Genomic DNA, 17,761 nt, shown 5'->3' with positions numbered 1-17,761 from the left:
GATTCACTCCATTAGCCAACGGGTTTAATAGTTTCCTTGTCGAGCACCGCATCGCAGGACTCGAGCATTTCACGCACAAATGGGTCACGATCAATCGCGGCACATGCTTGCTGCTGGCGCTGCTCACGCTCACGTCCGGCCTGCGCCGCCGGCGTATCTCCGTCAATTTGCTTGACCTCGATACGAAGGGCGAGGTTACGACCGAAATAGGCCGCCAGGGCTTGCTGCAACTTGTCCTGCGATGCCTTCATCTGCAGATGGCCACGCTCCGGCGGCAAACGTAGAAGACACAAGGCATCGTCCAGTTGGCGCAACTCGCAGTTTTGCGCAAGCTCCCGCGCCAGCCCTGAAATCGGCAACTCCGCGACAACTCTCCGCCAGTCAACCACCCCACCCCCGGCAGCTTCGGTCGAATTTGCCACAGTCAACTCAACCACCACAGCCCTGGAAGGAGCCATTTCAGACTCGCCTCGAACCGCCATCTGCCCTCCGGGTGCGATGGGACTGCGCACCAATGACTTGGCCCGGGGCGCCACCGCAGCGACCACATCGGCAACTGAAGACGGCCGAAATGAATGCAGGCGCAGCAAGGTCATCACGAAACCGGAATATTCATCCGGCGCCAAGCCGAGCTCAGAGCGCCCAACAATCGCAATCTGATAGGCCAACTGCACGAATTCGGGCGAAAACCCCGCCGCCAGGGCCAGCAGACGATCGCGCCCCGGCTCATCCTCTGCAATCGCGGCCGGCGCACACTGCGCCACCTGAATCTGGGTGAGCAGCCCCGCCAAGGCCTGCAAAGCCGAGGCAAAAGACAAGCTGCGCACACTCATGTCAGCGGCCACCCGCAACAATTCAGAGGCATCACCGAGCCGCACCGCTTCAAGCAGCGCGAAGAGGTGATCTTGATCGACCGTACCCAGCATGGCGCGAACCTGGCCATCATATACGGCCCCCGCCCCATGCGCGATAGCCTGATCAAGCAGCGACAAAGCATCACGCATACTGCCCGCCGCGGCATGCGCAATCTGCGCCAGAGCGGCCGCCTCAAAGGGCACTCCTTCTGCCTGCAGCACATGCGACAAATGCCCACAGATCGCCGGCGGAGGCATTTGCTTCAAGTTGAACTGCAAGCAGCGCGACAGCACAGTCACCGGGATTTTTTGCGGATCGGTCGTAGCCAGAATGAACTTGACGTGCTCAGGCGGCTCCTCCAAGGTCTTCAGCATTGCATTGAAGGCTGAAGTTGAGAGCATATGCACTTCGTCAATCACATAGACCTTGAAGCGCCCACGGGTCGGTGCGTACACGGCGTTTTCGAGCAACTGCCGCATTTCGTCAACACGGGTATTGGTGGCCGCATCGACCTCCAGCAGATCGACAAAGCGCCCGGCATCGATTTCGAGACAGGCCGAGCACTGCCCACAGGGCTCGGACGTAATACCGCGTTCACAGTTCAGTGATTTGGCGAGGATGCGCGCCAGCGTGGTCTTGCCAACCCCGCGCGTTCCGGTGAAAAGGTAGGCATGATGAAGACGCTGCTCGGTCAGCGCATGCGTCAAGGCACGAACTACGTGCTCCTGCCCAACCAGCGTTGAAAAATTGCGCGGCCGCCACTTGCGCGCAAGAACCTGATAACTCATGCGCCTCACACCAGAAGCAAAAATGAAAATGGCGAGCCTAACCCCCGGCACTTGCAGTAAATGGCTGTGGCTGCTTCCTTCCGGACCTGACCAGGTTCACCACCCTGCAATGCGGGGAGACCCGCCGGCGCGAATTCTAGCACAGCATTTCGCGGATAACGCTTCTACGGGGGGGTTTTATTGCATCACCGACAAAACGATGATTCAGCGCTGCCAAAGAAAAACGGGCCCGTAGGCCCGTTGACCGTAAGAATATGTAATTCGATGCTTACTTGAACGGGTGTTGCTTGAGAATGGTTTCGTCGCGCTCAGGACCGGTAGACACAATCGCGATCGGAACTTCGCACAGGGCCTCAAGGCGATTCAGATAAGCCTGCGCGTTAACAGGCAAATCCTCCCAGCACTTGACCCGGAAAGTGGTTCCTTCCCAGCCCGGCATGGTTTCGTAGATCGGTTCGCAGCGCGCAACGTCGTCAGCACCGATCGGTAGCAAATCAAGCACCTTGCCATCCAGCTTGTAACCCGTACAAATCTTGATCTCCGTGAGCCCATCGAGAACATCAAGTTTGGTAATACACAGACCTGTCAACCCATTGATCCGAGCCGAACGCCGGAGCAGCGCCGCATCAAACCACCCGCAGCGACGCTTGCGGCCGGTCACGGTACCAAACTCCTTACCCACCGTGAACATCTGGTGACCAGGAGTCCCTTCGGCATCGATATCAAGTTCGCTAGGGAACGGCCCGCCACCAACCCGTGTACAGTAGGCCTTGGTGATTCCGAGGACATAATGCAGCATACCCGGACCAATCCCTGCCCCAGCCGCAGCCTGACCGGCAACACAATTTGAGGAGGTAACAAAAGGATAGGTCCCGTGATCGATATCAAGCAGGGTCCCTTGGGCGCCTTCGAACAGCATGTTCTGACCGGCTTTATTGGCATCATAAAGTGCGGCAGAAACATCGACGACCATCGGCCTGATTACCTCAGCGTCAGCCATTGCCTGATCGTAGACCAACTGGAAATCAACTGGATCAGCCTTGAAGTACTGGGTCAGGACAAAATTGTGATACTCCAGAACCTCCTTAAGCTTTTCGGCAAAGCGCTCGGGGTAGAACAAGTCATAAACCCGCAACCCACGGCGGGAAACCTTGTCCTCGTAGGTCGGGCCAATCCCCTTTCCAGTAGTGCCGATTTTTTTGTCGCCAGCCTTAGCCGCCTCACGCGCCTTATCAATTGCGGAATGATAGGGGAGAATGATCGGACACCCCGGGCTGATCTTGAGCCGGGAGCGAACATTGATCCCCCCCTTTTCAAGTTCTCCAATTTCCGAAATGAGGTGGTGAATATCGAGAACCACGCCATTGCCGATGTAGCAATCGACACCATCGCGAACGATTCCGGACGGGACCAGATTGAGCTTATAGACATTCTCGCCAACCACCAGCGTATGACCCGCATTATGCCCCCCCTGAAAGCGCACAACGCCCTTGGCGTGATCGGTCAACCAATCAACGATTTTGCCTTTTCCCTCGTCGCCCCACTGGGTCCCCACGACGATTACATTCTTGGCCATTTTTTCAGTCCTCTTGTATTGCTTCGATAATCCAGCGACCGCCAACATGCACCAGCTTGCGATCACAGAAAGGCCCCTCACAGGCTGACTCCCCTGGCAACAGTTCAACCACACTCTCGCCCTGCGCCCGAAGCGCATTGATATGCGCCACCAGTACCAGATCATTCCCGACATGCGGCGCCAGGATTGCCCCCTTGGTCACAGCCGGTGGCACCAAGCGCGCCACTTCACGCAAATCGAGGGAGAAGCCGGTTGCCGGGCGCGCCCGGCCAAATGCGCGACCGACACCGTCATAGCGCCCGCCTTGTGCTACAGCAGCCGGATAAGCTTGGCTATAAGCCGCAAAAACGACGCCGTTATGATAGTGATAACCGCGCAAATCACCCAAATCGATTGAAAACGGCAAATCTGGCGCATTGTCGATCAGATAACGCAACCCAGCCAGCGCCTCCCGAATCTCTGGTAGCGGCGGCAGCAATTGTTCGGCACGGTCCAAGACCTCAGCACCACCGTAGAGGCGAGGCAGAGCCAACAACGCCTCGCGATAGGGCGATGACAATTCGGAACAGAACTGACGCAAGGCGGGCACATCCTTGGCCCGCAGAATATCAAGCAACGCATCCTCGGATTCTGCAGGCAACCCAGCCGCTTCAGCCAGGGCACGAAAAATCCCAACATGCCCCAGATCAATGCGCGACACTGGCAACTGCATGGTCTCGAAAGCCCCTGCCATCAGTCGGATAACATCCAAGTCAGCAGCGATCCCGGCATAGCCATAAAGCTCGGCACCGACCTGGAGGGGTTCTCTTCCTGCCGAAATACTGGCAGGCAAAGTGTGCAGCACGCTACCGCAGTAGCACAACCGGGTCACCCCCTGGTGATTCAGCAAGTGCGCATCGATGCGGGCGGCCTGCGGGGTGATGTCTGCGCGAACGCCCATGGTCCGACCGGACAACTGGTCGACCAACTTGAAGGTTCGCAACCGCAAATCCTGGGCAGCCCCGGTCAATAATGACTCAAGATACTCTAGCATCGGCGGCATCACGTATTCGTAACCCCGCCGGGTGAAATGATCCAGCACCGTGCGGCGCAGGGACTCGATCCGGGCAGCCTCTAGCGGCAGTGCATCGGCAATATGTTCAGGTAACAGCCAGTTCATGAAAAAAACACAATAAAAATCAGGCCGAGCAACATTGAAGTCAACCCGACAAAACGAATCTGCCCATCAGAGAACTGAATCAGGCGGCGAAAGGTTTCCCGCCAGGCAGAAGGGGCAATGAACGGCATAGCCCCTTCGATGATCAGCATCAGCGCGAAGGCCTGCAACAGGGTATCGGTCATTTGTGCTTGTCGCTGCCCCGACCGGAATTCTTCATGTATTTGAAGAAATCGCCACCAGGCTCGACAACAAGTACATCATTTTTGCTCTTGAAACTACCACGATAAGCTTCAAGACTACGATAGAAAGCATAAAACTCGGAGTTCTGGCTAAACGCCTGACCATAAATTGCAGTCGCTTTGGCATCGCCTTCACCCTTGATTTTCTGAGCCTCACGATACGCTTCCGCAATCAGCACCTCACGCTGACGATCCGCATCGGCACGAATTTTCTCGGCCTCCGCAGCCCCTTCGGAACGCAGTTCATTGGCAACCCGCTTGCGCTCAGCCTCCATTCGACGATAGACCGCCTCGCTGACCTCGGTCGGCAACTCGACACGCTTCAGGCGAACATCAACGATCTGAACCCCGATCTTGCGAGAGTCGGCATCAGCCTTTTCACGCATCTGATCCATGATTTTGTCACGCGCCCCGGAAACCACATCGTGCACTGTGCGCTTGCCGAACTCTTCACGCAGACCAGCATTCACTGTCTGATTCAGGCGGGTCTTGGCTCTAGCTTCATCGCCACCAACTGAGATGTAGTAGAGCTTCGGGTCAACAATCCGCCATTTGATATAGGAATCAACTAGGACATTCTTCTTTTCCGAAGTAATGAAGCGCTCCGGCTCAGCGTTATCCAGCGTGATGATGCGCTTCTCGAAATAGCGAACATTCTGGATTAATGGGACCTTGAAATACAAACCAGGCTCCGCGATTGCACGCTTGACCTCACCCAGTTGAAAGACCAAGGCGTACTGGCGCTGATCGACTGTAAAAATCGACATTGCGAGAACTGCCAGAATCGCTGCAGCCAGACCCCCCAGGAAATTGATACGCTGGCTCATCAACGCCCCTCCCGATCACGCGAACGCAATGAGCCATCACGCCCAGACGACGAATATGAACCGCCCCCTCCTACCTTCGGAGCCGCCTCCAGTTGCGGCGGAACCTCAGTGGGCAAGGAGGGCGTTGCAACCCGGCCGGATGGACCGCTAACCACGGCTTCGCCATTCGGAACAGCAACACCGGCCGTCGCCTGCATGAGTTTATCCAGCGGCAGATAGAGCAAGTTTCCTTGGCCCTTGGCATCAACCAAGACTTTGCTGGTGTTGGCAAAAATCTGCTGCATGGTTTCAAGGTACATCCGCTGACGTGTAACTTCCGGTGCCTTCGAATACTCTGCGACAATCTGGCGGAAGCGCGATGCATCCCCATCGGCGGTCGAAATCACCCGCTGCCGATAACCATTGGCCTCTTCGAGCAAACGAGCGGATGTTCCTTTGGCCTTGGGAATCACATCGTTAGCATAAGCCTGACCTTCATTCTTTTGCCGCTCGCGGTCCTGTCCAGCCTTGACTGCATCATCGAAAGCGGCCTGCACCTGTTCCGGAGGCTGAGCATTTTGCATTGTCACCTTGGAAATCAGGATGCCGCTTTGGTAACGATCGAGAATATCCTGCATCAGTTTGGCGGCTTGCGTTGCGATCTGCTCGCGCCCTTCGTACAAGACGAAGTCCATTTTGCTCTTCCCGACAATCTCGCGTACAGCAGACTCTGCGGCACCTACTACCGCCTCGTCCGTGCTGCGGTTATTGAACAGGTACTCAACCGGGTCCTTCAGAATGTACTGAACGGCAAACTGGATGTTCACGATGTTTTCATCATCGGTGAGCATCAATGCTTCTTTCAGAACCTTGTTACGTTCGCTGCCTCGATATCCAATTTCAATAGTGCGCACCCCGGTCAGGTTCACCAGTTCGTGGGACTGCATCGGATAAGGAAGGCGCCAGCGCAAACCGGGTTCGGTAGTTTCCTTGAAACTACCGAACTGCAGAACGATCCCACGTTGCGATGCATCAACAATGTAGAAGCCGGATGCAAGCCACAGAGCCGCGACCAGAATAGCCAGCAAGCCGAGCCCCCCCCCTAGGAAGCGGGGATTAAAATCTACCGGTGGCATGCGAGGACCATCGCCGCCCCCCTGCCCTCCGCTGCGCTTACCGGAAAAAATACCATTAAGTTTGCGATTGAAATCTCGCCACAACTCCTCAAGATCAGGAGGACCTTCACCAGGACGGCGAGGACCGCCGGAGTTGTTGCCACCATCGTTACTGCCACGATTTCCCCAGCCGGGATCGTTCAGTGACATGAATATGCCTAAGGTCGGAATCATGCTCGGGGTTTTTAATTGAAGTAATCTGATTCTGCTTCACAAGCAGCTTCGGCATGCGCCTTACGGCGCGCCTCGGCTTTGGCCTGCGCATATTCGGCCAAAGTGGCCCGCAAAAGTTCCAGCCCTTCGCCGGTGCGTGCACTGACTCGGACCTTGGCGATATTACCATATCCATCACGCTCAACCCCCGGCGAGGCCTCGGTCAGATCGATCTTGTTCCACAATAGGATTTGCGGCAAACCCGCGGCGCCAATTTCCGCCAAGACCTTCCCAACTTCGGCAATCTGCTCATCTCTAGCATGACTGGCTCCATCCACCACATGCAGCAATACATCCGCATCGACTGCCGTCTCGAGTGTCGCATGAAAGGCATCGACCAGCGAGTGCGGCAAATCGCGGATAAAACCGACGGTATCGGAGATGACGATATTCCCGCCACCTTCGACCCACAGTTTGCGCGAGGTGGTATCCAGAGTCGCAAACAATTGATTTGCCGCATAAACCCCAGCATGGGTCAAGGCATTGAAGAGGGTGGATTTACCTGCATTGGTATAGCCAACCAGCGATACATTCAGGACATCTCCTCGCCGCCGGGCTTTGCGCTGCACGCCGCGCTGACGGGACAATCTGGCAAGCCGCTCCTTGAGCAATTTGACACGATTCCCCAAGAGGCGCCTGTCGGTTTCAAGCTGTTTCTCGCCAGGCCCTCGCATCCCGATCCCCCCTCGCTGCCGCTCGAGGTGTGTCCAACCCCTAACCAGGCGGGTAGAAAGATGCTCAAGTTGCGCCAACTCAACTTGCAGCTTACCTTCGGAACTCGCAGCGCGCAGGGCAAAAATATCCAAGATCAGGCTAGTGCGGTCGACAACCCGGCACTTTAAATCCCGTTCGAGATTTCTTTGCTGGGCAGGCGATAACTCATGATTGAAAATCGCCAGATCGGCCCCCGCAGCAGCGAGCGCAGCAGCGATCTCGTCGACCTTACCTTTGCCGGCAAAGGTTTTGGGATCAGGACTTTGGCGCTTTCCATGCACCTCGGCAAGAACTACGGCTCCTGCAGACTCGGCCAACAGGCGAACCTCTTCAACCTGGTCATCGATATCGAACTGGCCGAAGTCGAGTTGAACGATGACTGCCCGCTCACCTGCGGCTGGCCGTTCGATCATTGTCGCTCCGATAAAATAATACGGCCTGCCACCAGGGCAGGCCGAAAAGAGAGGATGCGAAAATTACTCGGCAGCCTGTTCCTGCTGCAGATTCACCGGACGGGCGGGAACCACCGTAGAGATGGCATGCTTATATACCATCTGAGTTACCGTGTTCTTCAGCAGCACGACGTATTGATCAAAGGACTCGACCTGCCCCTGCAACTTGATACCGTTAACCAGGTAAATCGAAACGGGAACGTGCTCACGACGAAGCGCGTTGAGGAAGGGGTCTTGTAAAAGTTGCCCTTTGTTGCTCATGGTGTGGACTCCATGTGTGTTGTTATATGAGTGGTCTAATGTACCCAATTTTCCGATGCAAGGGAAAACTATTTGCGTTTTCCTTTACTCCTTATCGGCAAACGGGTTCTTGCCGGCGACAAACTGAATCCGCAAAGGCGTTCCCTGCAACTTGAAAGCCTCGCGGAATGTATGCTCCAAATACCGGCGATAGCTGTCGGTGATCTGATCCACCGCATTTCCGTGCACCACAATGATCGGTGGATTCGATCCACCTTGGTGGGCGTAGCGTGGCTTCGGACGGAACAAGCCATGTTTGGCGGGAGCCTGCTTGGCTACTGCATCAGCAAGTACGCGAGTCAAGCGCGGGGTCGATAACTTGGTCATTGCTGCACGATAGGCAGCATCTACCGAACGAAACAGGTTCTTCAGACCGACGTTCTCACGAGCCGAAATGAAGTGGAATTTTGCGAAATCAAGAAACTTCAATTTACGCTGCAAAATCTGCCGCGTTTGCTCCCGGACATAGGCATCAAGCCCGTCCCATTTGTTAACCGCAACCACTAGGGCTCGCCCCGACTGCACAACGAAATCTGCGATATGGGCATCCTGATCGGACACATCGGCCTGGGCATCGACCATCAGAATCACCACATTGGCATCCTCGACCGCCTTCAATGTCTTGACCACCGAAAATTTCTCGATAGCCTCGAAAATCTTGCCCCGCTTACGCATCCCAGCGGTATCGATCAAGACGTATTTTCTGCCATCGCGTTCGAAATCGATCTCGATGGCATCGCGGGTCGTACCGGGCGCATCAAAGGCAATGACCCGTTCCTCGCCGAGCAAGGCGTTAATCAAGGTTGATTTGCCGACATTGGGGCGACCAACGATAGCAACCTTGACCACCTCTTCCTTCTCTTCATCCTCATCCGGCTCCGGAAAACTTTCCAAAGCCAATTCAACCAAATTGCGCACCCCTTCGCCGTGGGCAGAAGAAATCGCGTACGGCTCACCCAGGCCGAGTTCATGGAAGTCGGCGGCAACCATGCCGCGATTCATCCCTTCGGCTTTGTTGACCGCCACGAACACCGGCACCTGCTGGCGGCGTAATTTGTTGGCGATTTCCTTGTCGTGCGGGGTGAGCCCAGTCCGGCCATCGACCACGAAGATGATCGCGTCGGCTTCCGCAATCGCCTGCTCCGTCTGACGCGCCATCTCATGGAGAATCCCGTCCTTGACCAGCGGCTCAAAACCACCGGTATCAACCACCAAATACGGCTTTTTTCCCAGTCGACCGTGTCCATAATGACGGTCGCGGGTCAGACCGGGGAGATCGGCGACGATCGCGTCGCGTGAGCGGGTCAAACGATTAAACAGGGTAGACTTGCCGACATTCGGCCGCCCCACCAAAACGAGAGTTGGCTTCATTGCACCTCGAACTTGCTGATACTGCCGCCGGCGGTTTGCACCAGGAAGCCCGCACCAATTGATTGAACAGCGGCACGAACTGGCGTGCCATCGGTCGTTTTTCTTGCAACAAAACTACCGTCTTCACGCGAAAGGAAATGCACCACCCCTTCGCCATCGGCAACGGCCACCAAGCCGCGCTTGACGGCTGGCGCGGAGACCTTGCGGTTAAACAAGGCGGCCTGCTTCCACAAGCTGCTGCCAGTCAGGCGGTCCAGGGCGTGCACGGCCCCCTTGTCATCGGTCACGAACAGATAACGGCCATCGAGCGTCAGGCCACTGGCCGAAGAAAGATCCCGGGACCACACCATGGAACCGCCTTGCCCCATATCGAAGCAAGCCACTCGCCCCTGAAAGGCAACTGCACAGATTTGCCGGCCATCAACCGCCGGAGCAGCAACCACATCGGCCGCCCGATCCACTTCGGTCGCCCCCTTGGGCTGGGCTACAGTACCCTCCCAAATTGGCGCACCATTGGTCAAGGCCAACGCAACCAGCTTACCCCCGGGGAAACCGGCGAACAGATAGCGGTCGGCGAATACCGGAGCCGCAGTGCTGCGAATGGAAAGTGCCGGAGTTGAGCGCTGATAGACCCACTTGCGAGTGCCGTCTGCCAGGTTCAACAGCGCGATCCGGTTGTCGCCGCTGCGCACGGCAACCCCCTCTTCCCCCACGGCCGGTGCGGCAAGTACCTCGCTACTCACCTTGGCTTGCCAAAGGGTACGGCCATCAACAGCAGAAAAGGCCAATACGTCGCCGGAACGTGTTCCGACCACAACCATTTTCCCATCAGCACCTACGCCCCCTGAGAGTTGCATCGCCGTCTTGATCTGCCAAACGTTACGACCCTCTTCGAGCTTTGCCACCGTTCCATCCTGTGCAGCCACATAGACCACATTGCCGACCACCGCCGGACTCAGGGTATATTCGCCGGCTTTGCCAACATTAGCACTCCAGCTTGAACGTACCTCGGCCGTTGCGGCTATCGCTTTCAACGGCGCCATTTTTGGGGCGCTTGAGGAAAATGGGTTAAGCGAATCGAACGCGTCGCCTAGCGTTGAGCATCCAGCCATCGCCAGCGCCAAAACCACCGGCAAAATTCGATAGGACATTATGCGGCCTCGCCTAGGGCATCAAGTTTCTGCTGTAGCAATTCCCGTCCGGGCATCGGCTTTTGCTGCGTTTTTTCGAGCGCAGTCCGGTAGGCGGCCTTGGCTTCCTGATATTTCCCCTGGGCTACATAAACATCGCCCAAAAGCTCTTGCTGGCGAGCCTGAAATGCCGGCGCTGGCGTTACAGCCAAAATCGCAGCAGCGGCATCAAATGCCTGCTCATCGAGCATGACAGCAGCCAGACGCATGCGTGCCAAGTCACGAATCTCATCTTTGGCATTATCAACCAGCCAAGACAACTGAGCCTTCGCAGTCTTCAAGTCAGCCGAAGCAACAGAATGCTGAGCAGCCTGCAATGCAGCCAAGGCCGCATAATGAGTGGACGAATATTTTTCGGCCAACTCTCCGGTAGCAGCCTTGATCCGCTGTGCATCACCGGCCTGCAATGCTTGCTCGAAAGCACCGTATACGGCAGCAGCCTTGGCTGCCTGAGCATTCTGATACCAACCCCAAGCCTGCCAACCAATGACGGCCAAGGAAGCGACAACCACCAGCCCAGTCACCAAGTTGCCATACATTCCCCACCAAGCCTTGAGCGAATCAATCTGCTCCTGTTCTTCGAGATCGTAATGCGCCATATCGCTTATTCCTGTTCGCCAACTGTTTCGGAGTCGATCAACTGACCGATGATTGACTCCGCGAGGTCATCCACTTTCAGTTTACGCTGTTCACCTGCACCAGCACGCAAAGGTTTCAATTGCGCCTCGCCGGTCGCCGCCTCATCATCACCAATCACAATGGCAAAGGGCGCACCACAGGCATCTGCCTTCTTCATCTGCGACTTGAAGCTTCCGCCGCCACAATGCAGGAGAACGTTGATCCCCTGATCGCGCAAACCTTCGGCAACACGAAACGCCAAGCGACTGGCTGCGCTTCCTTGATGCACCAAATAAACATCCGGAGCGGCAAGTGCAGGCTCTCCGCCGCTATCCCGAATCAATGCAACAAGGCGTTCAATCCCCATCGCAAAGCCGCAAGCCGGGGTGACTTTCCCCCCCAACTGCTCGACCAGGCCATCATAGCGCCCACCGGCACAAACGGTTCCTTGCGCCCCAAGCTTATCGGTAACCCATTCAAATACCGTCAGATTGTAGTAATCGAGACCCCGCACCAAACGCGGATTGACCGTGAAAGGCTGCCCGGCATCGCGGAGTATCTGCTGAACCCCCTCAAAATGGGCGAGCGACTCCTCTCCGAGATAATCAATCAATTTGGGCGCTGCAGCACAAAGCGCCTGTAAGTCCGGATTCTTGCTATCGAGAATCCGCAACGGATTGGTGTACAACCGGCGCCTGGCATCCTCATCAAGCTTTTCGAGATGCTGTTCAAAATAAGCGATCAAGGCAGAGCGGTGCTCAGCACGTTCCGCCGGCTGCCCCAGACTATTGATTTGCAGTTGAATCCCTTCCAACCCCAAATCGGCCCACAGCCGGGCTCCCATCAAAATCAACTCGGCATCAATATCTGGGCCGGAGAAACCAAAAGTTTCAACACCTACTTGATGAAACTGACGATAACGCCCCTTTTGCGGCCGCTCATGGCGAAACATCTGCCCCATGTAGTAAAGGCGCCGAGGATGCTGAGCCGCAAGATTGTGCTGGATCAATGCCCGCACACAGCCCGCCGTACCCTCGGGACGCAAGGTCAAAAGTTCGCCGTTGAGACTGTCAGTAAAGGAATACATCTCCTTTTCGACAATATCGGTGACTTCGCCAATCGCTCGCTTGAACAGCGGCGTCGGCTCAACGATGGGCATCCGAATTGGCCGATAGCCATAGGCCTTCAACCAGGAACGGACAGTTTCTTCAAAAATTTCCCAGAATTCTGCTTCATCCGGCAGGATGTCGTTCATCCCGCGAACAGACTGTAGGGTTTGGCTCATTTTTGTAACTTCTTTTTGTAAGTACGCTCTACGTAGCGCTCAATAATTTGCTTGAATTCACTGGCAATGTTCTCCCCCTTGAGGGTTACCGTCTTGACTCCGTCTTCATACACGGGAGCTGCCGGGGCCTCACCGGTACCAGGAAGGGAAATGCCGATATTCGCATGCTTGGACTCGCCAGGGCCGTTGACAATGCACCCCATCACCGCCAAGGTCATGTTTTCTGCGCCATCATAATGCAATCGCCATTCTGGCATTTTTGCCCGAACAAAATCCTGAACCTCGCCAGCCAATTCCTGAAACAAGGTGGATGTCGTACGACCACACCCTGGGCAGGCAGCCACCATCGGAGTAAACGCGCGCAAGCCCATGCTCTGCAAAATTTCCTGCGCGACAATAACCTCCTCCGACCGGGAACCACCCGGCAAAGGTGTGAGCGAAACGCGGATCGTGTCACCAATCCCCTCTTGCAGCAAAACAGACAAGGCGGCAGTTGAAGCGACGATGCCTTTCGACCCCATACCGGCTTCAGTCAATCCAAGATGCAACGCATAGTCGGCACGCCTAGCCAGTTCGCGATAAATGGCGATCAGATCTTGAACACTTGAAACCTTGCAGGAAAGAATGATCTTTTCCGCCTCCAAACCAATTTCCTGTGCCTTCGCAGCCGATTCCAAGGCTGATGTCACCATGGCATGACGCATGATTTGGGTCGCATCAAGCGAAGCCGCAGAGCGGCTGTTGTCATCCATCACGCGTGCCAGCAATTCCTGATCAAGACTGCCCCAATTGACACCAATACGAACCGGTTTTTGGTAGCGACAGGCGAATTCGATCATCTGCGCAAATTGCTCGTCCTTCTTTTTACCGAAACCAACGTTGCCAGGGTTAATCCGGTACTTTGCCAAAGCCTCCGCACATGCCGGATGCTCTGCCAGCAAACGATGTCCGTTGTAGTGAAAATCACCGATTAATGGCACATCGCAGCCCATTCGTCCCAGATGATCACGAATTTTGGGAACAGAAGCAGCTGCCTCGGGCGTGTTGACCGTAATCCGCACTAGTTCAGAACCGGCACGGGCCAACTCGGCACACTGAATCGCTGTGGCGAGGTAATCGGCGGTATCGGTATTGGTCATTGATTGCACCACTACCGGTGCATCCCCCCCAAGGAGAACATGACCAACATGACAACTTTTAGTATTGCGCTTGCTTGCGGCGGCCACTGACAATTACTCCAGAACCAGACGGGCGACGTCACCCTTGGTGTGTGGTTGCAGATCCACAGCCTGCCCATGCCAGAACAGCTTGACGCCGGGAGCGTAGCCGATGACCAGCGAAAGGGGGCCTTGCCCGGACAAGACATGCTCGCTATCAGCAGGCAAGCGCTGCGAATACAAAACCCGGTTATCGCGATCACGAACCTCAATCCAGGACTCTTTGAGGACAGAGAAACGAATCTGTGGCGGATTGCTGCCGCTACTCGGCACATCTACCGTAGCCACAGGCGGATTTGGGTTGCTGACAGCGGCTACGGGAGCAGAGGACGAAACGGCTGCGTCGTTAACCGCGTTCTGAGGATTCAGCACATCTCGTTCCGAAGCCCCCGGTGGCATCAAAGCTTCCTGCACCGGCGACGACACGACGGCAGCCTTCTCTTCTGTTTTTTTGGCTGCGTCGAGCATCTGTTGCGCTTGATCCCGCAAGGCAGAGAGATCTGCGGCAAACAAGCTATAAATCAGCAAAGCAATTACAACCAGTGCCAATCCCGAAAAAACGACCACACGGTCCCTTTGAGCCATGCGAGCACCAGCCACCGGCATATCAGTCGGCTGGGCATCGGGAAGGGAAAGCCGGTTTTCCTTCTGAATCAGGCAGCGATCAAGTTCTCGCATCAGCGGTTCGCTGTCCAATTGCACCAAGCGAGCATAGTTACGAACAAAACCACGAATAAAGGTTGCCCCAGGTAACAACTCCCAGTTCCCGCGTTCGAGAGCCTCTACTTGCCGCACGCCAAGCTTCAAGGTCTGCGCAATGTCCGCCTTGGTCAGTCCCTTTGCATCGCGACCTCCCCGCAACAACTCGCCAACAGGCGTGGCGGCTGGATAACCGGCCTCAGTTCCATCCACCATATCGACGGACCCCGTTTGTTCGCTCATTCAAAGTTACCCTTGAGAAAATCCTGATACTCAGAGGAAGTCGGATGCCTGCTCCGCAATTGCGCAACATAGCTACTTTCAGCCAAACGATTTCCCAATTTCCGTTCCAACCGAATCCCGAGCCAGAGAATCTCCGCACTAGGCGGCTCAATCAGCTTCATAGCATCCGCCAGATAGATCCGCGCCTCATCCAGGCGCCCTTGCTGATAGAACAAGCGGGCCAGTAACATACGCGGCAAGGCACCGCCGTCCTTAGAGAACTGGAGCGCCTTGAGCAAATATCCCAAGGCTTCATCCTGGTCACCCGCCTTCAAGGCGCACGAGCCGGCATTGGCGTAGGCGCGCTCAGGGGTCTCGTACAAAGGGCTTTTCAAAGCCTCCAAAAAGAAACTGATGGATTGGCGCGGCTTCCCGGTCTCACAAAGATACCAGCCATAGTTGTTATTGACCTCAGGGTCTTTAGGGGCCAACGCCATGGCTCTCTTGAAATCCTCTTCCGCCTTTGCATTCTCTTTAAGGCTTGCAAGTACCAAACCACGAATACTGTAGGCCGGAAAGTACGACGAGTCCGATGCCAGTGCGATCTCCAGCTCCTCCAATGCAACGGCAGGATTACCGGCCTGGAAATAGGCCGCGCCGAGTTCCGCATGAATACGCGCCCGGCTTCGTGCATCGGATAAGGCACGACTGCTTTCCTGCTGGCCCCAAGCCAGCCCAAGCATGCTTGAAAGGAGAATAAAAAACAGGCAGCGACACAAACCCCTGATCACGGCTTCAGTTCCTGAAAACGCAACGGCACGGCGCCAGTACGACGCGTCTTGTCCTTGACCTGACCGGCCAGTTGGCCACATGCAGCATCAATATCATCACCACGGGTCTTGCGGGTAGTGGTAACAATTCCGGCCTGAATCAAGCGATCAGCAAACTTACGGATACGTTCACTGCTTGACCGCCGGAATGGCGCCCCGGGGAAAGGATTGAAAGGAATCAAATTGAATTTGCACGGCACGTCGCGAACCAACGCCAACAATTCCCGTGCATGTGCATCACTATCGTTCACACCATCCAGCATAGTGTACTCGAAGGTCACAAAATCGCGAGGCGCCTTCTCCAGGTATCTGCGACAAGCGGCCATCAAGTCACCCAATGGGTATTTTTGGTTAATCGGGACCAATTGGTCGCGCAAAGCATCGTTGGGCGCATGCAAGGAGACCGCCAGTGCAACCGGGCACTCATCGCGCAATCGATCCATTGCAGGAACCAACCCCGAGGTCGAAACGGTTACACGCCGCCTTGACAAACCATACGCATGATCGTCGAGCATCAGGCGCAACGCAGCCACAGTGTTGTCAAAATTAGCTAGGGGCTCTCCCATCCCCATCATCACGACGTTCGAAATGACACGTTCGTCGCCATGAACAACGCCCAACGCCTGGTTGGCCCGCCAAAGCTGCCCAATAATTTCCGCAACTGTCAGATTGCGATTGAATCCCTGTTTACCGGTAGAGCAAAAAGCGCAATCGAGCGCACAGCCTGCCTGAGTAGAAATACACAAAGTTCCGCGGTCGTCCTCGGGAATGAAGACAGTCTCAACCGCATTGTTACCGCCCACGTCGAGCAAAAACTTCCGCGTACCATCGTCCGACAACTTGTCGGAAACCACGGTCGGCGGCAGCACGACCGCCATCGCCTTGAGTTTGTCGCGCAAGCTCTTGGCAATGTCGGTCATGGCATCAAAGTCCGCCACGCCGGACCGATGCATCCAGCGCAATACCTGGCGAGCACGGAACGGCTTTTCGCCATTCTCAGCGAACCAGGCTAACAGGCCCTCTGCATCGAAATCCAGTAAATTGACGGTCATATTCAGTCAGCTACGATCTTAGCGACCGGAGTAGGTATTCATGCCCGGGAAGAAGAAAGCAACTTCAACGGCAGCGGTTTCCGGAGCGTCAGAGCCGTGAACTGCGTTAGCGTCGATCGACTCGGCGAAGTCAGCGCGAATAGTGCCCGGCTCGGCCTTCTTCGGATCGGTTGCGCCCATCAACTCGCGGTTCTTGGCGATGGCATTCTCGCCTTCGAGGCACTGGATCATAACCGGACCAGAGGTCATGAATTCAACCAAATCCTTGAAGAAAGGGCGCTCCTTGTGCACAGCATAGAATTGACCAGCCTCCTGCTCGGACAACCAAGTCATGCGGGCCGCAATGACCTTCAGGCCGGCACCTTCAAAGCGGGAGTAGATCTGGCCGATAACGTTCTTTTTGACGGCGTCGGGCTTGATGATGGAAAGGGTACGTTCGATAGCCATGAATTTGCTCCGAAAAAAGCTAGTCAGTTGAAAAACCGGGGATTCTAGCAGATTAGCTACCTCTCCGCCGTATCACTTGGTAACGACCAAACTCAAGGGTTGCGCAATGGCTCTCTCAGCACCGAAAAATTTCTCGGCGCAACATACTGCAGCAATTCCTTCCCTTTGGGATCGACAACAATTGCCAGCCCTTTTGCCGGATAAAGCAAATGGACACGCTTGTGATCATCCTCCAGGCGCTCAGCCGGCGGACCAAAGCGCTCTAGCAAGACTGCTTCCTCTAGATTAGCGGAGGGAATCACTGCCAGCGCACGAATCGGCAACCCCTGCGCTGTCTCGATATCTTCCGGATGAAGGCGAATTTTCTTGGTTGCGCTCTCCATATACTCGGCTTTGGAAGCCCGCTCACGCATGTGCAGAATTTGCTCCTTCCCTGCGTCGACCGTAACAATCATTCGCGCTTGAATAAATCCGAGGAGCAGCTGAGAATAATAAGCTTCCAGATTTCCCTCTTCGTCAGGAGCAGCAACAAGCGCCAATTCCAGGTCATTGC

Annotated in this window: 18 protein-coding genes and 1 other RNA gene (1 of these 19 only partly in view); all 19 read right to left on the bottom strand. The window is 55.6% G+C overall.

The window, feature by feature from the left end; all coding sequences use genetic code 11:
- Nucleotides 1-11 precede the first annotated feature (11 nt).
- Nucleotides 12-1,643: a DNA polymerase III subunit gamma/tau gene (gene dnaX, locus VX159_RS04550; protein WP_371324800.1), complete on the bottom strand. Its 1,632-nt coding sequence runs from the start codon at nucleotides 1,641-1,643 to the stop codon at nucleotides 12-14.
- A 27-nt stretch (nucleotides 1,644-1,670) separates the two neighbouring features.
- Nucleotides 1,671-1,769, bottom strand: an RNA gene (gene ffs, locus VX159_RS04545) — signal recognition particle sRNA small type.
- A gap of 142 nt (nucleotides 1,770-1,911) precedes the next feature.
- Nucleotides 1,912-3,219, bottom strand: a complete 1,308-nt coding sequence (locus VX159_RS04540) for an adenylosuccinate synthase (RefSeq protein ID WP_371324799.1) — start codon at nucleotides 3,217-3,219, stop codon at nucleotides 1,912-1,914.
- Between the two features lie 4 nt (nucleotides 3,220-3,223).
- Nucleotides 3,224-4,378, bottom strand: coding sequence for an ATP phosphoribosyltransferase regulatory subunit (locus VX159_RS04535; RefSeq protein ID WP_371324798.1), 1,155 nt, complete (start codon nucleotides 4,376-4,378; stop codon nucleotides 3,224-3,226).
- Entirely contained in the window at nucleotides 4,375-4,560 is a 186-nt protein-coding gene (locus tag VX159_RS04530) for a DUF2065 domain-containing protein (protein ID WP_371324797.1), read from the bottom strand. Before VX159_RS04530 ends, VX159_RS04535 begins: the two co-directional genes overlap by 4 nt.
- Entirely contained in the window at nucleotides 4,557-5,444 is an 888-nt protein-coding gene (gene hflC / locus VX159_RS04525) for a protease modulator HflC (RefSeq protein WP_371324796.1), read from the bottom strand. The genes VX159_RS04530 and hflC overlap by 4 nt, the downstream gene beginning before the upstream one ends.
- Nucleotides 5,444-6,748 carry an FtsH protease activity modulator HflK gene (gene hflK / locus VX159_RS04520; protein WP_371324795.1) on the bottom strand — a complete coding sequence of 435 codons (1,305 nt, stop codon included), beginning with the start codon at nucleotides 6,746-6,748 and terminating at the stop codon, nucleotides 5,444-5,446. The genes hflC and hflK overlap by 1 nt, the downstream gene beginning before the upstream one ends.
- A gap of 35 nt (nucleotides 6,749-6,783) precedes the next feature.
- Nucleotides 6,784-7,938 (bottom strand): GTPase HflX, encoded by a 1,155-nt coding sequence (hflX, locus tag VX159_RS04515; protein ID WP_371324794.1) that lies wholly within the window; start codon nucleotides 7,936-7,938, stop codon nucleotides 6,784-6,786.
- Between the two features lie 63 nt (nucleotides 7,939-8,001).
- Nucleotides 8,002-8,238 (bottom strand): RNA chaperone Hfq, encoded by a 237-nt coding sequence (gene hfq / locus VX159_RS04510; RefSeq protein WP_011288708.1) that lies wholly within the window; start codon nucleotides 8,236-8,238, stop codon nucleotides 8,002-8,004.
- 84 nt (nucleotides 8,239-8,322) lie between these two features.
- Nucleotides 8,323-9,648 (bottom strand): ribosome biogenesis GTPase Der, encoded by a 1,326-nt coding sequence (gene der, locus VX159_RS04505; protein WP_371324793.1) that lies wholly within the window; start codon nucleotides 9,646-9,648, stop codon nucleotides 8,323-8,325.
- On the bottom strand, nucleotides 9,645-10,799 hold the full coding sequence (bamB, locus tag VX159_RS04500) for an outer membrane protein assembly factor BamB (protein WP_371324792.1): 1,155 nt from the start codon (nucleotides 10,797-10,799) through the stop codon (nucleotides 9,645-9,647). The genes der and bamB overlap by 4 nt, the downstream gene beginning before the upstream one ends.
- Entirely contained in the window at nucleotides 10,799-11,437 is a 639-nt protein-coding gene (locus VX159_RS04495) for a YfgM family protein (RefSeq protein ID WP_371324791.1), read from the bottom strand. The genes bamB and VX159_RS04495 overlap by 1 nt, the downstream gene beginning before the upstream one ends.
- A 5-nt stretch (nucleotides 11,438-11,442) precedes the next feature.
- Entirely contained in the window at nucleotides 11,443-12,741 is a 1,299-nt protein-coding gene (hisS, locus tag VX159_RS04490) for a histidine--tRNA ligase (protein WP_371324790.1), read from the bottom strand.
- The gene (gene ispG / locus VX159_RS04485) at nucleotides 12,738-13,967 is read right to left on the bottom strand and encodes a flavodoxin-dependent (E)-4-hydroxy-3-methylbut-2-enyl-diphosphate synthase (protein ID WP_371324789.1); all 1,230 of its coding nucleotides are present in this window, start codon (nucleotides 13,965-13,967) and stop codon (nucleotides 12,738-12,740) included. The genes hisS and ispG overlap by 4 nt, the downstream gene beginning before the upstream one ends.
- 6 nt (nucleotides 13,968-13,973) lie before the next feature.
- Nucleotides 13,974-14,900, bottom strand: a complete 927-nt coding sequence (locus tag VX159_RS04480; protein WP_371324788.1) for a helix-turn-helix domain-containing protein — start codon at nucleotides 14,898-14,900, stop codon at nucleotides 13,974-13,976.
- A complete protein-coding gene (gene pilW / locus VX159_RS04475) occupies nucleotides 14,897-15,670 on the bottom strand; it encodes a type IV pilus biogenesis/stability protein PilW (RefSeq protein ID WP_371324787.1) in 774 nt (257 codons plus the stop codon). The genes VX159_RS04480 and pilW overlap by 4 nt, the downstream gene beginning before the upstream one ends.
- Nucleotides 15,667-16,761, bottom strand: a complete 1,095-nt coding sequence (gene rlmN, locus VX159_RS04470) for a 23S rRNA (adenine(2503)-C(2))-methyltransferase RlmN (protein WP_371324786.1) — start codon at nucleotides 16,759-16,761, stop codon at nucleotides 15,667-15,669. Before rlmN ends, pilW begins: the two co-directional genes overlap by 4 nt.
- Before the next feature lie 18 nt (nucleotides 16,762-16,779).
- On the bottom strand, nucleotides 16,780-17,208 hold the full coding sequence (gene ndk / locus VX159_RS04465; RefSeq protein ID WP_371324785.1) for a nucleoside-diphosphate kinase: 429 nt from the start codon (nucleotides 17,206-17,208) through the stop codon (nucleotides 16,780-16,782).
- 92 nt (nucleotides 17,209-17,300) lie between these two features.
- Nucleotides 17,301-17,761, bottom strand: the 3' portion of a protein-coding gene (locus VX159_RS04460) for a hypothetical protein (protein ID WP_371324784.1). Its footprint extends 202 nt past the window's final position; only the last 461 of its 663 coding nucleotides appear in the window; its start codon lies off the right edge, out of view; the stop codon is at nucleotides 17,301-17,303.

The sequence above is a fragment of the Dechloromonas sp. ZY10 genome (assembly GCF_041378895.1).
In the GTDB taxonomy this organism is placed as follows: domain Bacteria; phylum Pseudomonadota; class Gammaproteobacteria; order Burkholderiales; family Rhodocyclaceae; genus Azonexus; species Azonexus aquae.
This window is presented reverse-complemented; position numbering and strand designations above follow the sequence as displayed.

What these genes read in the sequence shown, in the direction of transcription:
- dnaX (WP_371324800.1), bottom strand. Translation starts at nt 1,643, where the DNA reads ATGAGTTATCAGGTTCTTGCGCGCAAGTGGCGGCCGCGCAATTTTTCA.
- VX159_RS04540 (WP_371324799.1), bottom strand. Translation starts at nt 3,219, where the DNA reads ATGGCCAAGAATGTAATCGTCGTGGGGACCCAGTGGGGCGACGAGGGA.
- VX159_RS04535 (WP_371324798.1), bottom strand. Translation starts at nt 4,378, where the DNA reads ATGAACTGGCTGTTACCTGAACATATTGCCGATGCACTGCCGCTAGAG.
- VX159_RS04530 (WP_371324797.1), bottom strand. Translation starts at nt 4,560, where the DNA reads ATGACCGATACCCTGTTGCAGGCCTTCGCGCTGATGCTGATCATCGAA.
- hflC (WP_371324796.1), bottom strand. Translation starts at nt 5,444, where the DNA reads ATGAGCCAGCGTATCAATTTCCTGGGGGGTCTGGCTGCAGCGATTCTG.
- hflK (WP_371324795.1), bottom strand. Translation starts at nt 6,748, where the DNA reads ATGTCACTGAACGATCCCGGCTGGGGAAATCGTGGCAGTAACGATGGT.
- hflX (WP_371324794.1), bottom strand. Translation starts at nt 7,938, where the DNA reads ATGATCGAACGGCCAGCCGCAGGTGAGCGGGCAGTCATCGTTCAACTC.
- hfq (WP_011288708.1), bottom strand. Translation starts at nt 8,238, where the DNA reads ATGAGCAACAAAGGGCAACTTTTACAAGACCCCTTCCTCAACGCGCTT.
- der (WP_371324793.1), bottom strand. Translation starts at nt 9,648, where the DNA reads ATGAAGCCAACTCTCGTTTTGGTGGGGCGGCCGAATGTCGGCAAGTCT.
- bamB (WP_371324792.1), bottom strand. Translation starts at nt 10,799, where the DNA reads ATGTCCTATCGAATTTTGCCGGTGGTTTTGGCGCTGGCGATGGCTGGA.
- VX159_RS04495 (WP_371324791.1), bottom strand. Translation starts at nt 11,437, where the DNA reads ATGGCGCATTACGATCTCGAAGAACAGGAGCAGATTGATTCGCTCAAG.
- hisS (WP_371324790.1), bottom strand. Translation starts at nt 12,741, where the DNA reads ATGAGCCAAACCCTACAGTCTGTTCGCGGGATGAACGACATCCTGCCG.
- VX159_RS04480 (WP_371324788.1), bottom strand. Translation starts at nt 14,900, where the DNA reads ATGAGCGAACAAACGGGGTCCGTCGATATGGTGGATGGAACTGAGGCC.
- rlmN (WP_371324786.1), bottom strand. Translation starts at nt 16,761, where the DNA reads ATGACCGTCAATTTACTGGATTTCGATGCAGAGGGCCTGTTAGCCTGG.
- ndk (WP_371324785.1), bottom strand. Translation starts at nt 17,208, where the DNA reads ATGGCTATCGAACGTACCCTTTCCATCATCAAGCCCGACGCCGTCAAA.